This window comes from Pseudovibrio sp. POLY-S9 (assembly GCF_001431305.1).
Classification (GTDB): Bacteria; Pseudomonadota; Alphaproteobacteria; order Rhizobiales; family Stappiaceae; genus Pseudovibrio.
Genome location: NZ_LCWX01000243.1, coordinates 154108 through 167897 on the forward strand (window position 1 = coordinate 154108; position 13790 = coordinate 167897).

General features: G+C 50.8%; 14 protein-coding genes. 11 read left to right on the top strand and 3 right to left on the bottom strand.

The genetic code is table 11. The annotated features are described in order from the left end of the window. The first annotated feature begins 174 nt into the window (after positions 1–174). The 4 genes from PPL9_RS27765 to PPL9_RS27780 all read left to right on the top strand — a co-directional run bounded on the left by PPL9_RS27765 (position 175) and on the right by PPL9_RS27780 (position 3042). Positions 175–969, top strand: coding sequence for a thymidylate synthase (locus PPL9_RS27765; protein WP_057465749.1), 795 nt, complete (start codon positions 175–177; stop codon positions 967–969). 29 nt (positions 970–998) lie between these two features. Beyond that, entirely contained in the window at positions 999–1823 is an 825-nt protein-coding gene (locus PPL9_RS27770) for a manno-octulosonate cytidylyltransferase (protein WP_057465750.1), read from the top strand. Continuing rightward, positions 1820–2431, top strand: coding sequence for a histidine phosphatase family protein (locus PPL9_RS27775; RefSeq protein WP_057465751.1), 612 nt, complete (start codon positions 1820–1822; stop codon positions 2429–2431). The genes PPL9_RS27770 and PPL9_RS27775 overlap by 4 nt, the downstream gene beginning before the upstream one ends. 89 nt (positions 2432–2520) lie before the next feature. Then, positions 2521–3042: a dihydrofolate reductase gene (locus tag PPL9_RS27780; protein WP_057465752.1), complete on the top strand. Its 522-nt coding sequence runs from the start codon at positions 2521–2523 to the stop codon at positions 3040–3042. Between the two features lie 10 nt (positions 3043–3052). Here PPL9_RS27780 and PPL9_RS27785 read toward each other — a convergent pair whose 3' ends face one another. Further along, a complete protein-coding gene (locus PPL9_RS27785) occupies positions 3053–3973 on the bottom strand; it encodes a phytanoyl-CoA dioxygenase family protein (protein WP_208989682.1) in 921 nt (306 codons plus the stop codon). A gap of 199 nt (positions 3974–4172) precedes the next feature. On the opposite strand from PPL9_RS27785, the gene PPL9_RS27790 reads away from it, so the two are divergent. From PPL9_RS27790 to PPL9_RS27810, 5 genes are all read left to right on the top strand, one after another. Then, positions 4173–4637, top strand: a complete 465-nt coding sequence (locus PPL9_RS27790; protein ID WP_057465754.1) for a GNAT family N-acetyltransferase — start codon at positions 4173–4175, stop codon at positions 4635–4637. Between the two features lie 348 nt (positions 4638–4985). Beyond that, positions 4986–6155 carry an FtsH protease activity modulator HflK gene (gene hflK, locus PPL9_RS27795; protein WP_057465755.1) on the top strand — a complete coding sequence of 390 codons (1170 nt, stop codon included), beginning with the start codon at positions 4986–4988 and terminating at the stop codon, positions 6153–6155. Beyond that, complete coding sequence (gene hflC / locus PPL9_RS27800) at positions 6155–7042, top strand: protease modulator HflC (RefSeq protein WP_057465756.1); 888 nt, start codon at positions 6155–6157, stop codon at positions 7040–7042. The genes hflK and hflC overlap by 1 nt, the downstream gene beginning before the upstream one ends. Further along, positions 7042–7236 carry a DUF2065 domain-containing protein gene (locus PPL9_RS27805; RefSeq protein ID WP_057465757.1) on the top strand — a complete coding sequence of 65 codons (195 nt, stop codon included), beginning with the start codon at positions 7042–7044 and terminating at the stop codon, positions 7234–7236. The genes hflC and PPL9_RS27805 overlap by 1 nt, the downstream gene beginning before the upstream one ends. Positions 7237–7400: 164 nt before the next feature. Beyond that, positions 7401–8885, top strand: coding sequence for a Do family serine endopeptidase (locus tag PPL9_RS27810; RefSeq protein ID WP_057465758.1), 1485 nt, complete (start codon positions 7401–7403; stop codon positions 8883–8885). A 72-nt stretch (positions 8886–8957) separates the two neighbouring features. Here the strand turns inward: PPL9_RS27810 and serB are convergent, their stop codons facing one another. Then, entirely contained in the window at positions 8958–9851 is an 894-nt protein-coding gene (gene serB / locus PPL9_RS27815) for a phosphoserine phosphatase SerB (RefSeq protein ID WP_057465759.1), read from the bottom strand. Here serB and miaA point away from each other — a divergent pair. Together miaA and PPL9_RS27825 are read left to right on the top strand one after the other, a co-directional pair. Continuing rightward, the gene (gene miaA / locus PPL9_RS27820) at positions 9835–10827 is read left to right on the top strand and encodes a tRNA (adenosine(37)-N6)-dimethylallyltransferase MiaA (RefSeq protein ID WP_343228961.1); all 993 of its coding nucleotides are present in this window, start codon (positions 9835–9837) and stop codon (positions 10825–10827) included. The two genes, serB and miaA, sit on opposite strands and share 17 nt — an antisense overlap. Positions 10828–11436: 609 nt before the next feature. Next, complete coding sequence (locus PPL9_RS27825; protein WP_208989683.1) at positions 11437–11973, top strand: GNAT family N-acetyltransferase; 537 nt, start codon at positions 11437–11439, stop codon at positions 11971–11973. A 60-nt stretch (positions 11974–12033) separates the two neighbouring features. Here PPL9_RS27825 and PPL9_RS27830 read toward each other — a convergent pair whose 3' ends face one another. Next, positions 12034–13590 carry a 2-isopropylmalate synthase gene (locus tag PPL9_RS27830; RefSeq protein ID WP_057465761.1) on the bottom strand — a complete coding sequence of 519 codons (1557 nt, stop codon included), beginning with the start codon at positions 13588–13590 and terminating at the stop codon, positions 12034–12036. Positions 13591–13790: the final 200 nt, after the last annotated feature.

The following is a 13790-nucleotide window of genomic DNA, read 5'->3' on the forward strand; positions in this document are numbered from 1 at the left end:
AATGACGCTTTTGCTGGGATTTGCCTAAGGCGGAAGCACTCAAGCTATTTTCCCGGTCTTTTTATCGGCGGAAGCTTGGGGTAAGACCCCATATGCAAGATGGCACAGAAGCGATTTTCGGTAGATTGGCTATACTGTGCGCGACTCGAATCGTAAAACAGGAGATGATCCTTCGTGCAGCAATATCTAGAGCTGATGCGCCGTATCATGGATGAAGGTGTGGTTAAGGAAGATCGCACTGGAACAGGCACCAAGTCTGTCTTTGGTCATCAGATGCGGTTTGATCTGTCCAAGGGCTTTCCGGTTGTTACGACCAAGAAATTGCACTTGAGATCTATCATTTATGAGCTGCTCTGGTTTTTGGCGGGTGATACCAACATCAAGTACCTTAAAGATAATAAGGTACGTATTTGGGATGAGTGGGCAGATGAGAATGGCGACCTGGGGCCAGTCTATGGTTATCAGTGGCGCTCCTGGCCCAAGCCAGACGGTGGCTCTATCGACCAGATTGCCAATGTGGTGAAGCAGATAAAAACGAACCCGGATAGCCGCCGGTTGATTGTTTCTGCCTGGAATCCTGCACTTGTTGACGATATGGCGTTGCCGCCTTGTCATTCGCTGTTCCAGTTTTACGTGGCAAACGGCAAGCTTTCCTGCCAGCTCTACCAACGTTCTGCAGATGTGTTCCTCGGTGTTCCGTTCAACATCGCATCTTATGCATTGCTGACCATGATGATTGCACAGGTTTGCGATCTGGAACCTGGTGATTTTGTTCATACGCTTGGTGACGCGCATCTCTACTCAAATCATATGGAGCAGGCTGAGCTTCAGCTTTCCAGAGAGCTGCGGGCCTTGCCTGTTATGCATATCAATCCAGAAGTGAAGGATATCTTCGGGTTCTGCTACGAGGACTTTGCTTTGGAAGGTTATGACCCGCATCCACACATCAAAGGTGTTGTTGCGGTCTAGTTGTCTTTGGTTTCTTTAAAGGAGTTCCCATGCGAACCCTTATTTGCGTTCCGGCGCGTATTGGATCAACCCGTTTCCCGCGCAAGCCGCTGCACCCAATCAGTGGCCGCAGCTTGCTGGAGCGTGTTGTACAAGTTGCTCGTGTTGCTGCGAAACAAACTGGTTCTGACTATGTGGTCGCGGTGGACCATGAAGAGGTTGCTGAGCATTGCCGCCATATCGGTGCGCCCTTTGTGATGACTGATCCGGAGCATCCATCGGGTACGGACCGGGCACTTGCTGCCTCCAGAGTGCATGGCACGCATCCCGAGTTCGTTTTGAACCTGCAGGGTGATGCGCCGTTTACGCCGCCTGAGCATGTTTCTGCGTTGATTCAGGCTGCTGCACTGCGCCCTGATGCGGACGTGTTCACGCCCGTTATCCGGCTGGACTGGAACGGGTTGGACGAGCTCCGTGAGCACAAGAAGGCTCATCCGTTTTCCGGCACAACTTGTGCGCGCAGGGATGATGGAACGGCTCTGTGGTTCTCCAAGAATATTCTTCCGGCCATTCGTAAAGAAGAGAAACTGCGGGAGAGCGACAAGCTTTCTCCTGTCTTCCGCCATATCGGGCTTTATGGCTACCGTGTTGATGCTCTTGAGCGCTTCAATGAGCTTGGACTTGGGTATTACGAGCAGATGGAAGGGCTTGAGCAGCTTCGTTTTTTGGAAAACGGTATGGTTGTTCATGCGGAAGAAGTGCAGCCGCCTAAACTTTCCATGTCTGGTGTGGATACGCCAAGCGATGCGGAGCTTGCTGCACAATTGATTGCTAAATTTGGCGACCCGTTTGATCATTTGGAGACTGGCCTTTGACGCGCGTTTATATTCTTAGACACGGCAACACTTTTGATAAGGGCGATGTTGTCACTCGTGTTGGTGGCCGCACAGACTTGCCTCTCAGTGTTTCTGGTCTGGGTCAGGCTGAGAAGCTCTCTGAGCACTTTGCCGATCTGGGTGTGAGCTTTGATATGGCGTTTTGCTCTCCGCTGCAGAGAACGAAGCAAACAGCGCAGATTGCACTGAAAACGCAGGCTGAAGAGGTTGATCTGAAGGTTCTGCCGTTTTTGGTGGAGATCGATTACGGCCCGGATGAAAATAAGCCTGAGGAAGAGGTTCTGGCCCGGATTGGTGATGAGGCTCTTCGTGCATGGGAAGAAGAAGGTGTGCCGCCGAATGGCTGGCACATTGACCCGCACGCTGTGATTGGGCGCTGGCAGGAATTCTTTGCATCTGCTCCCAAGAAGTTCCCAGGCAAGACCCTTCTTGTGGTGACCAGTAACGGGATTGCACGCTTTGCATTGAAAGCATTGGCTGATCAAGGTGCTGGTGCTGATTTGAAACTGAAGACAGCGGCCTATGGTGTGTTCGATGTTACAGACGAAGGCCAGCCGTTAATGCTTAGTTGGAATGTGAGGCCGTAGGTTCTTTCCTGCTGCCTGAACTGGTTTAGATGGGAGCTTGATGCTCTCATCAACTGAGTACGACTTGTCTCTTGCCGATTGAGGATAGGATGAAGCAAATTTCGATGATCTCAGCTGTGGCTGAAAATGGTGTGATTGGCGCAAACAATGACATGCCATGGTCTGTTTCTACCGATCTGAAGTTCTTTCGCAAGACGACAACAGGTAAGCCCGTGATCATGGGGCGTCGGACCTTTGAGAGTATTTGCACGACGCTTGGCAAGCCTCTCCCAAACCGCAAAAATGTCGTTATCACACGTGATCCGAACTACGCTTATGAAGGTGTTGAAGTGGTCAGCAGTCTTGGTGATGCACTCACGCTCGCAAATGACATTGCTGAGAATGATGGCGTCGATGAGATCATGATTGTGGGTGGGGGGCAGATCTATAAAGAAGCGATGCCTAAGGCTTCTACTCTCTACATTACCCGTATTCATGCGCAGCCAGACGGTGACACGAAATTCCCGGATATCTATGAGGGCGAATGGGAGCTTGCTGAACGCACGCCGTTTGATCGTGGGGAAAAAGACTCCGCTGATTCCTCATTGGAAATTTATCGTCGCAAGCTTTGATGCAGGCTGATTAGTTGTTGCGCGTTGAAGACTTTGTTGTGAGGTCTGCGCGTAAGGCAAGGCGGTGAGCGGTATGGGCGTTGTGTGCGTTGTTGGTGCTTGGCAGGCGGCCATGGAAACCTGAGCGGTCCATAATCAGCAGTGTGTTTGCCTCTACCTTTAAAGGCAGGAGAGGTGGCAGATCCAGTTCTTGCAGATCGCTCAGCCCTGTGATGGGCTCATCGGCCTCTTCTTCCATCTCTGTATAGTCAAGATGGCGCTGGTACTCCCAGAAAATACGTTGTTCTGTCATGCGATGTGAGCCGGGGATGTAAAACATTGCGCCGTCTTCTGGTGTGATTTTTTCCAGAAAAAGCAACGCAATCGCGCCGGGCGAGAATGCATCGTGCTCAATTTCAAAAGGTGGTGTGTTGCTGCCTTCCGTTTCAAAGCGGAAGGACGGCGTGCATTGTGCCATTGCCTCGATATGGTACGCAGGCTTGGCTTTTCTGCCTGCTGCGAACTGTAGCGGTGGCGGAATAAGCTCGTCTGTGATGGCAGATTGTAAAAAGGGTTGCCTGAGAAGGTGCGTATAGTTCAACGGCAGTGTGAAGCTTTGTGCGTTATGCCAGTTGGAGAGAAGACGCTTATTCCGATCTCTCTGCCCGACAAAATAGTCAAAGGCTTCAAATTTGAGCCTGCGAAAGAACTCCCGCGGCAACACATTATGTTTGATCCAGATGCCATGGGTTTGCAAAGCCTGAGCGCAAGAGAGTGGCAGGGTTGAATACAATTTTGCCTGCTTTTCAATCTTCTGGCTATGAAGATCGGTCAGCTCGCTATGAAACCAATTGGGTATCGTTTCTTCGTCCCACTCCGATTGATAGGAGGACGAAGGCAGGAACCTGCGCTGCAAGCTGTTCATGAGGTGTTTTGGCTTTATTGCCCGCATTTGCATCCCCGCCGCTCTTCATTAACGAGAGGTTAAGGGGATCGGTGCTTTGGGTCTTTCCTTCTGTTTCTGCTTGTGAAATCTGCCTAAAGATTAGTTTCTGGCAGTAATTGACTTGCAATTTGAACGCTGACCACCAAGATAAATAAGGGTTTAAGGCTTGCTTTTCGGGAGTGAGCCGCGGAATTTTTGAGGTGGAATGTCCCAGTTTCTTGAGCTTAAAGACTTCAACGAGTTCAGCGTTGAACAGCTCTATGCTTTGCTAAAGTTACGTTGCGATGTGTTTATTGTTGAACAGCAGTGCGCATATCCAGATATCGATGGGCTCGATCCTGTCAGTAAACACATTCTCGTGATGAATGATGTCGGGCATATTCTCGGGGCGCTGCGAATCCTCCTGAAACACGAAGATGGCGATGTGTTCAAGATTAGCCGTGTGTTGGTCTCAAAGGAGGCGCGCGGGCAGGGCATTGCCGGTAAGTTGATGAATGCCGCGCTTTCTTACTGCGCAGCGACCAATGATGATGCGCGCGTGGAGCTGCAGGCACAGGACTATCTGAAGGACTTCTATGGCGGGCTTGGCTTCTACGCCACTTCGGAGACTTATCTGGACGATGGTATTCCGCACATTGACATGCGTTTAAGGGTGCCGCCTGAAAGCTGAGGCTTGAAACTCTGCACGTTTCCGCTGTGTGTTGGCTTGGTTTACGTTTTGTTGAGCAAAACAGCAAGAATTTGCCTGATTGTGCCTCTAATTCTTACAGCTGAAATTTGCAGGTAGGCTCTTGTACGTCGGTTGAAACGTGTGAAAGAAGGCTTATCTTCTTCAATAATGTCCGGTTTCTGTGGGGTTTTGGTGTTTTTCCATAAAGTGCAGCCTTTTGGCGTATCTGCATTCGTTGAAAGGCGCTGGTAACTTGCCTATAACCCTAATCAAGTAATAGTTGGCTTAGTCTAACTCTCATCTATTTGTCGGTTTGTCCGGCAGCATACCTAGTAAAGGGATCTCTCTATGCCTTGGAGCAATCAAAGCGGAGGTGGCGGCAATAACGGCGGCCCTTGGGGGAACTCCGGCGGCAACAAGGGCGGTGGTGGCCCTTGGGGTGGCGGCGGTGGCCCACAGCGTGGCGGCGGAAACGGTGGTGGCGGTAATCCACCTGATTTTGAGGAAATCCTCAAACGGGGTCAGGATCAGCTGAAATCCGTTCTTCCTGGTGATGGCGGCGGCCTTGGCTTTAAAGGCATTTTGTTCGCTATTCTCGTTGCTGTTGTTATCTGGCTTGCTACCGGTATCTACCGCGTTGAACCAAGTGAAGTTGGTGTGGAACTGGTATTCGGTAAGGTCGTTGGACAAACCGATCCAGGTCTGAACTACAACTGGCCATATCCGGTTGGCGAAGTGCGCACTCCAGAAGTGCTGCGTGTTCGCGAATTGACTGTTGGTATGGAAGAGTTCGTTCGTGGCAGCTCTATCAACCAGCGTGATGTGCCTGAAGAGAGCCTGATGTTGACCGGCGATGAAAACATCGTTGACGTAGACTTCAAAGTTCAGTGGCGCATTCAGAATACTCCTACTGGTGTTCAGGAATACCTGTTTAACATTCAGAACCCAGAAGGCACTGTGAAAGCAGTGGCTGAAAGCGCGATGCGTGAAGTTGTTGGCAGCTCCCGCATTGATTCAATTCTGACTGAAAACCGTGCCCCAATTCAGATTGCAGTGCAAAAACTGATGCAGGAAACTCTCGATAACTACAAAGCTGGTATCGAGGTTACTCAGGTTCAGATGCAGAAGGTTGATCCTCCTGCGCAGGTTATTGAAGCGTTCCGTGATGTTCAGGCAGCTCGTGCTGACCAAGAGCGTATCCAGAACGAAGCACAAGCTTACGCTAACAAGATCGTCCCTGAAGCTCGTGGTAATGCGGCTCGCGTTTCTGAAGCTGCACAAGCGTATCGTGACAAGACTATTGCGAATGCAAACGGTCAGGCACAGCGCTTCAGCAAGATTTATGAGGAATACGCGAAGTCTCCTAATATTATTCGCCAGCGCCTCTATCTTGAGACCATGGAAAATGTCTTGAGCAAAAATCCGAAAATCATCATCGACGGAAATGGTCAGCAAAATGGTGTTGTGCCTTATCTGCCGCTTGACCAGCTGAACAAACGTGCTGGAGGAAACAACTAATGAAAAGCGGTCTTCTTGGCATTGTTATAGCTGCTATCGCTCTGGTTCTTTACTGGTCGGCTTACATCATTACCCCAACTGAGCAGGCGCTTGTTCTGCAGTTTGGTGAGGTGAAAGCACAGGAAACTGAGCCGGGTTTGAAATTCAAGTTGCCTTGGCAGAACGTTATCGTTCTGGATAAGCGTATCCTTGATCTCAACATGCCTCCTCTGGAAGCAATTGTTGCTGACAAAAAACGTCTGACTGTTGATGCGTTTGCTCGTTACCGTATCACCAACCCAGTGCGCTTCTACCAGTCTGTGAACAACGTAAATGAAGGTGCACGCCGTCTTGCGACGTTCCTGCAGTCTTCTCTACGTTCTGAACTGGCAAAAGCAACCTTCGTACAGGTGGTGCGTGATGACCGTTCTGATCTGATGGAAAAGATCCGTCAGGACGTGGACAAAAGCGCTGCTGCGATCGGTATTGACGTGATTGACGTGAAGATCCGTCGTGCGGATCTGCCAGAGGCAAACTCTCAGGCGATTTTCCGTCGTATGCAGACAGAGCGTCAGCGTGAAGCGACCGAAATCCGCGCACAGGGTGAAGAGCAGTCTCGCCGTATTAAGTCTCGTGCTGATCGTGATGCAACCGTTCTTGTTGCTGAAGCACAGCGTGATGCTGATATCATCCGTGGTGATGGTGATGCGGCTGCCAACCAGATCTTCGCAGAAGCTTATGGCAAAGACCCAAGCTTCTTCGAGTTCTATCGTTCCATGCAGGCATATACCAATGCTCTGGAAGGTGGCGATACGTCTCTGGTGCTGTCTCCTGACTCTGACTTCTTCCGTTACTTCAACGATCCGGCAGGAACGCGGAGTGCTCCGGCGGTTGGTGCACCTCAGTAATGAATGATTTTATTGTGGCTCTGGGACTTGTCCTCGTTGTTGAGGGAGTTGTTTATGCTCTAGCCCCGGGCCATTTGAAGGAATTCATGCGGAAAGCTCAGGAAATTCCTGATCAGTCTCTCCGTCTTGGTGGTGTTGCTGCGATGGGGCTGGGTGTGTTGATTGTATGGTTGGTGCGTTCCCTCAGTGGCTAGACGCAGATTTGCCAATGATACAACTGCGAGAAATCAGCCTGACGCAGTTAAGAAATAAATGTTAGTTTTGCCCGCGCTTTATTAACCAAGCGCGGGCATATTTGTTTTCAGTATGCGTTCTGGTGAAGTGTTTGTGTTCACCTGATAATCTGAGGAGATGGCTTATGGCCGGTGTTTTCCCTCGCCTTGAGCTTGGACGATCGATCAAGGCAATTGTTTTTGCGAGTGTACTTGGAGTTGCGGCGGTGACCGGCAGCTTCGATAGTGCTCGCGCAAGCGGCCCAGAATCTCTGGCAGACCTTGCTGAAGAGCTTGGTGATGCCGTGGTCAACATTTCGACCGCGCAAAGAGTGAAAGCCAAGCGGTCTCTTCAACTGCCAGATGTCCCTGAGGGATCCCCTTTTCAGGAATTTTTTGAAGAATTCTTCAACGGGCAAGAACCTGAAGGTGAAAGCCCGCAGCGTGTTCAATCGCTCGGTTCTGGCTTTGTTATTGACGGTGAAAAGGGCATCATTGTTACCAACAACCATGTGATTGAAGGAGCGGATGAGATTACCGTTAACTTCAATGATGGTACCAAACTGTCAGCACAGCTGCTTGGATCTGATGAGAAGACGGACCTTGCTGTTTTGAAGGTTGAGCCTCAGTCAACCTTGGATTCTGTGAAGTTCGGCAGTTCTGAAGTGCTGCGTGTTGGTGACTGGGTGATGGCGATCGGTAACCCGTTCGGTCTTGGCGGTACAGTTACAGCAGGTATCGTTTCTGCACGAAACCGCGATATCAACTCCGGTCCTTATGATAATTTTATTCAGACTGATGCTGCCATCAACCGAGGCAACTCGGGTGGTCCGCTGTTCAACATGGATGGCGAAGTTGTCGGGATCAACACTGTTATTTTCTCGCCTTCAGGTGGGTCTATCGGCATCGGCTTTGCCATTCCTGCAGAGACTGCAACCCGTGTGATTGCGCAGCTGCGTGAGTTCGGTGAGACCCGTCGTGGCTGGCTTGGTGTGCGTATTCAGCACGTCACTGAAGAGATCGCTGAGAGTCTCGGTATGGACAGCGCGCGTGGTGCTTTGATTGCTGGCGTAACTGAGGGTGGACCTGCACAGGAAGCTGACATCATGCCAGGTGATGTTGTGCTGAGCTTTGATGGCCGGAGTGTCCCTGAAATGCGCGATCTGCCGCGCATGGTTGCTACGACAACGATTGGCAGTACTGTTCCGCTCATGGTTTTGCGCCGTGGTGAAGAAGTCGAGCTTGAAGTCACGCTCGGACGTCTTGATGAGGTGGCTGAAATTGAAAAGGTTGAGGAAGAGCAGGAAAGTCCAAAGAGCAAAGCGGATGAAACCGTTGTGCTTGGATTGTCTCTGGCCAAGATCGATGAATCTTTGCGTGAACGTTTTGCCCTGTCAGACGAAATCGAAGGCGTTGTGATTACCCGCGTTGCTGAAGGCAGTTCTGCTGAAGACAAACGGGTTCGCGCTGGTGATGTGATTGTTGAGGTGGCTCAGGAGCCTGTTGCCGCGCCAAAAGACGTGGTTGATATGATTGAAGCTCTTAAGGCTGATAAACGTCGCTCTGCGTTGCTGTTGCTTTCCAACGGTTCTGGGGAACTGCGGTTTGTTGCAGTTCGTATCGAAGACTAGTCCGTTTTTATCAGACATGAAAAAAGCCGCTTCCAGATTGGAGGCGGCTTTTTTATTTGAAGGCAAGGAAACTTAGGTCTTTGCAAATTCGTCGTGGCTGTAACCTTGAATGTAGAGCAGGGCCGTCAGGTCGCCGTAGTTGATCTTAGCGCGAGCTTCCGCGGCCACTTTGGGCTTTGCGTGGAAGGCAACGCCCAGACCAGCAGCGCAGATCATGGCCAGATCATTGGCGCCATCACCCACTGCGATGACGTCTTCCAGTGCGATGTTCTTCTCCTCAGTAAGCTCGTTGAGGCGGTCTAGTTTCGCCTGTTTGCCAAGGATCGGTTCAGCAACTTCACCTGAGAGCTTGGATTCCGCTTCCAGAAGGATATTGGCCCTGTTTTCATCGAAGCCGATGACTTCGGCAATCTTCTGCGTGAACGAGGTAAAACCACCAGATACCAGTGCGGCATACCCGCCATTGGCTTTCATGGTCTGCACGAGTTCTCGTCCGCCAGGTGTCAACGTAATGCGGTTTTTGATAGTCTTGCCGATGACTTCTGTGCCCAGGCCTTTAAGCAGGGCAACGCGCTGTCGCAGAGCAGGTTCAAACTCAATTTCGCCGCGCATGGCGCTCTCGGTGATCTCGGAGATTTTCTCTTTCAATCCCAGTTCCGCTGCAAGCTCATCAATGCACTCCTGCTGGATCATGGTGGAATCCATATCTGCGATCAGGAGTTTCTTTCTGCGGCCATTCTGGGGTTGAATGAAAACATCAACTGGTGCATTTGCAAGGTTTGTGCGAATAGAGCTTTCGAGTTCTTCAGGTTCTGCGTGACCCTCAATTGTCAGGTCTACAGCGATGTGAGGGTTGAGAACCTTAACCTGAGGAGCCGCGGGAAGAAGGGCACTGACCTTCTCAACGATATCCTCAGTGACAGCAGGTTTGGCTGGATTGGAAATGAGCGTGACAACAAACGACATAAGCAGCTCTCGGACTGGGCAAGTGAATGGCGCTGGTAAAAGGCCTGTTGCGGTGTTGATAGCCGGACCGACGGCCAGCGGCAAGACAGCTCTTTCCATTCAACTGGCAAAAGAGCTTAATGCGTGGGTTGTTAATGCAGATTCCATGCAAATCTATTCTGATCTGCACATTTTGAGCGCGCGTCCAAGCGTGGAAGAAGAATCGCAGGCACCGCACCACCTGTTCGGCCATGTGCCCAGTGACCAACCTTACAGCGTGATGAACTGGCTGACGGAGTTTGAAGAACTGTTGTCGGATGCCCGACAATCAGGGCGCCCGCTGGTTGTTGTTGGTGGGACTGGTCTTTACTTCAGGTCCGCGCTGGAGGGACTATCCCTGATGCCCGACATTCCTGAGGATGTGCGACAGCATTGGAGGGTGTTCTCACAGGATGCAGCTGCTGGGGTGCTACATAACGCTCTGGGAGAGCGGGATCAGATTATGTCTGATCGTTTGCATCCATCAGACACGCAGCGCATTGTACGCGCTCTGGAGGTTGTTGAGGGGACGGGTAAGTCTCTATCAGTCTGGCAGAATGAGCGTAGCACTCCTTTGCTGAGTACCGATGAATCTGTGAGAGTGGTGTTGTCGCCAGATCGCAAAGTTCTGCATGATCGGATTCATCGCCGGTTTGATTTGATGGTGGAGCAGGGAGCGGTTGAGGAAGCGTGCGCGCTTTGGGCCAAGGGCCTTGATCCAAACCTGCAAGTGATGAAGGCGATTGGCGTGAAGCAGCTTGCTGAAGCCGCTCAGGGGCTCACCAGCATGGACTGCGCAGTTGAGAAAGCTAAGACTGAAACACGCCGCTATGCAAAGCGACAATCCACGTTCTTCAGGGGACAACTTTCGACCTGGCAGAATATTGACCCGCTCAAGACCAGCGAAACTGAAGCTTTTGTTGAAACTGTGAAGACTGCGTTCTCCCATGGATCTTAATGCTGGCTTTTATTGATTGGCGAAAATCCCTGTTAAAATTGGCAGATAGATAGTTTTACTGATGAATTTCTGAGTGACATCTTTCTACGGTTTCTTTAAAGAGAGGCGCACGTTTGGCAGAGGTCGCCAAACAAGCCATACTATATTCCGAGAAATTTAATTTGCGGCGGAGCTGAGGCTCCTTAGAGCTCTGGTCGGTGTGAGTATACTCCACCGACCAGTACTAATTTTAAGTGATTGTGATGAGTTGTATAAGACTATGTTTACCTTAAGTCATTGTGCGGCTCGCATAATTGGCGTTATCCGGCAAATCTGTGGTATCTAAAGAACGTAATTTTGCCTTATTAAATGTTATCTGCATACTTTCTTCGAGAAAATCCTACTGAATTTCAAAGGATTGCATGTAGCAGGACTTCTGACGCTTTTTAGACATAATGAAGTGCCATCAAGCATTCGGCTTTGAATTTTGATGGTATTTAAAAGCATATTGCATGCATTAAGGCGGTTGTCATCTGAGGGAGAACTCTCCAGATGTGACCTGAGGCTGTTGGTCTTACGTGGCTGGTTTTTCTGGCTGGCTGGCGTGTGATTATAATGGAGGAAGCAAGCGTGACACTCCCAATCCTGGAAACGAAACGGCTGCGGGCACGACCTTTTACCTCTGATGATCTGGCAGATCTTGTAAGCCTTCATAGCAATCCAGAGGTCAATCGTTACTTACACCCCACTAATGTGGCCTGGGATGTTTCGATCGTGAAAAAACGGTTGGCAAGCTTTATTGAGACTCAGGAGCTGATGGGTTTCAGCCAATGGCATCTGTCGACGCATGAGGGTGAGTTCGTTGGCCGTGCTGGTTTCTCTCTTTACGAGAAAACCGCCGAAGTCGAGATGGACTACACTTTGTTAGAGCACTTCTGGAACAAACGTTTTGGCAGTGAGATTGCGCAAGCGCTGGTGGAGTGGTTCTTCGAGAACACCTATTACTCTCACCTTTTGGCCTTCGCTCATCCAGAAAATCATGCTTCCAAGAAAGTCATGAAGCGTGCAGGCTTTGAGTTTCGTGAGACGCGTCTGGTTGATGGATTGCCTTGCGAATTTTATCAAGTGCTTAGCCCAAGCTGTCAAAAGCTTGCTGTTCCAGCCTGAACTTGCACAAAAAAAGCGCGGGGCTTTCGACCCGCGCTCTTTCCATGAAAATTGCATGACTTAAACGGTGATCGCGTCTTCCACGTTGACCTGACGCTGACGTCGGATTGTCAGTTTGTTCAGTGCAGAGACGTAGGCGCGTGCAGAGGCGACCAATGTATCTGTGTCTGCACCTTTACCAGTTGCGATTTTGCCGTTGTCTTCCAGACGAACGGAAACTTCAGCCTGCGCATCGGTGCCTTCTGTCACTGCATGTACCTGATAGAGGGACATGTTTGCGTCATGCGGCCAAATTGCCTTGATCGCGTTGAAGGTGGCATCAACCGGGCCGTCGCCTGTAGCTTCACGAGTTTCGTGCTTGCCGTTGACGTCCATGGTCAAGATGGCTTTTTGAGGTCCACCAGTACCAGCAATCACTGTCAGAGCGATAACCTTGACGTTCTCGCTTTCAATTGTGATCTGGTCTTCCACCAGCGCTTCAATGTCTTCGTCGTAAACGTTTTTCTTGCGATCTGCCAAGTCCTTAAAGCGGCGGAAGGCTTCCTGCAAAGCGTTGTCGCCCAACTCATAACCCAGCTCAGACAGCTTGTCTTTGAAGGCATGACGGCCAGAGTGCTTGCCCATAACCAAAGAGGTCGCACGAACTCCAACATCTTCCGGACGCATGATTTCGTAAGTTTCTGCGTGCTTTAACATGCCGTCCTGGTGAATGCCGCTTTCGTGGGCAAATGCGTTTTTACCGACGATTGCTTTGTTGTACTGGACGGGGAAGGAGGACACTGCAGAGACCAGCTTAGATGCGCGGGTCAGATAGGCTGGATCGATGGTGCATTCATATGGCAGTACGTCGCCACGTGTGCGCAGGGCCATGACGATTTCTTCCAGCGCGGCGTTGCCAGCGCGCTCGCCCAGACCGTTGATGGTACACTCGATCTGACGTGCACCGCCTGCGACACCAGCCAGAGAGTTTGCTGCAGCCAAGCCCAAGTCGTTGTGACAATGCGCTGAGAATATTGCCTTATCAGAGTTCGGTACATTCGCAATGACCTGCTCGAACATGGCTTGATACTCAGCAGGCGTTGCGTAACCAACGGTATCCGGCAGGTTGATGGTTGTTGCGCCGGCGTTGATGGCGGCTTCAACACAGCGGCTCAGGTACTCGATGGAAGTTCGGGTGGCGTCCATTGCGGACCACTCGATGTCGTCGATCAAGTTGCGGGCCTGTGTTACCGTTTTGGTGATAATCTCCAGAACCTGCTCTTCTGTTTTGTTCATCTGGAATTGCAGATGAATTGGAGAGGTGGAGACGAATGTATGGATACGGCCTTGATTTGCCTGCTTAATTGCTTCACCAGCGCGGTCAATATCCGCCGGGATTGCGCGGGCCAAGCCTGCGATTACGGAGTTTTTGGAGCGTTTGGCGATTTCACTGACCGCTTCGAAGTCACCCTGAGAAGCAATTGGAAAGCCTGCTTCAATGATGTTGACGCCCATTGTGTCAAGTAATTCTGCGACTTGCAGTTTTTCTTCCAAGGTCATGGAAGCGCCAGGAGATTGTTCTCCGTCGCGCAGGGTGGTGTCGAAAATAACTACTTGGTCTTTAGCGGATGCGGTCATTGGTGATGCCTTCAACTTTGCCCCGACAGCTTGTGTGTCCTGAATAGCGCCTGGGGATTTTTCTTCATTCTCAGATATTTAAGAGTGATCCCCTAAGTGCCCGCCCAGATACGGGGCCGCCGACGCCTAGGGGCATCTAAGTAGAAGGAGCGCGCGTAGGAAGAGGCCGCCATGCGGGCGCATGGTGCTGTTTTCATTCA

Bases quoted from the DNA above. Each gene is read 5' to 3' on its own strand.
- PPL9_RS27830 (WP_057465761.1), bottom strand. From the start codon at position 13,590: ATGACCGCATCCGCTAAAGACCAAGTAGTTATTTTCGACACCACCCTG.
- PPL9_RS27790 (WP_057465754.1), top strand. From the start codon at position 4,173: ATGTCCCAGTTTCTTGAGCTTAAAGACTTCAACGAGTTCAGCGTTGAA.
- PPL9_RS27785 (WP_208989682.1), bottom strand. From the start codon at position 3,973: ATGCGGGCAATAAAGCCAAAACACCTCATGAACAGCTTGCAGCGCAGG.
- PPL9_RS27770 (WP_057465750.1), top strand. From the start codon at position 999: ATGCGAACCCTTATTTGCGTTCCGGCGCGTATTGGATCAACCCGTTTC.
- serB (WP_057465759.1), bottom strand. From the start codon at position 9,851: ATGTCGTTTGTTGTCACGCTCATTTCCAATCCAGCCAAACCTGCTGTC.
- hflK (WP_057465755.1), top strand. From the start codon at position 4,986: ATGCCTTGGAGCAATCAAAGCGGAGGTGGCGGCAATAACGGCGGCCCT.
- PPL9_RS27805 (WP_057465757.1), top strand. From the start codon at position 7,042: ATGAATGATTTTATTGTGGCTCTGGGACTTGTCCTCGTTGTTGAGGGA.
- PPL9_RS27780 (WP_057465752.1), top strand. From the start codon at position 2,521: ATGAAGCAAATTTCGATGATCTCAGCTGTGGCTGAAAATGGTGTGATT.
- hflC (WP_057465756.1), top strand. From the start codon at position 6,155: ATGAAAAGCGGTCTTCTTGGCATTGTTATAGCTGCTATCGCTCTGGTT.
- PPL9_RS27810 (WP_057465758.1), top strand. From the start codon at position 7,401: ATGGCCGGTGTTTTCCCTCGCCTTGAGCTTGGACGATCGATCAAGGCA.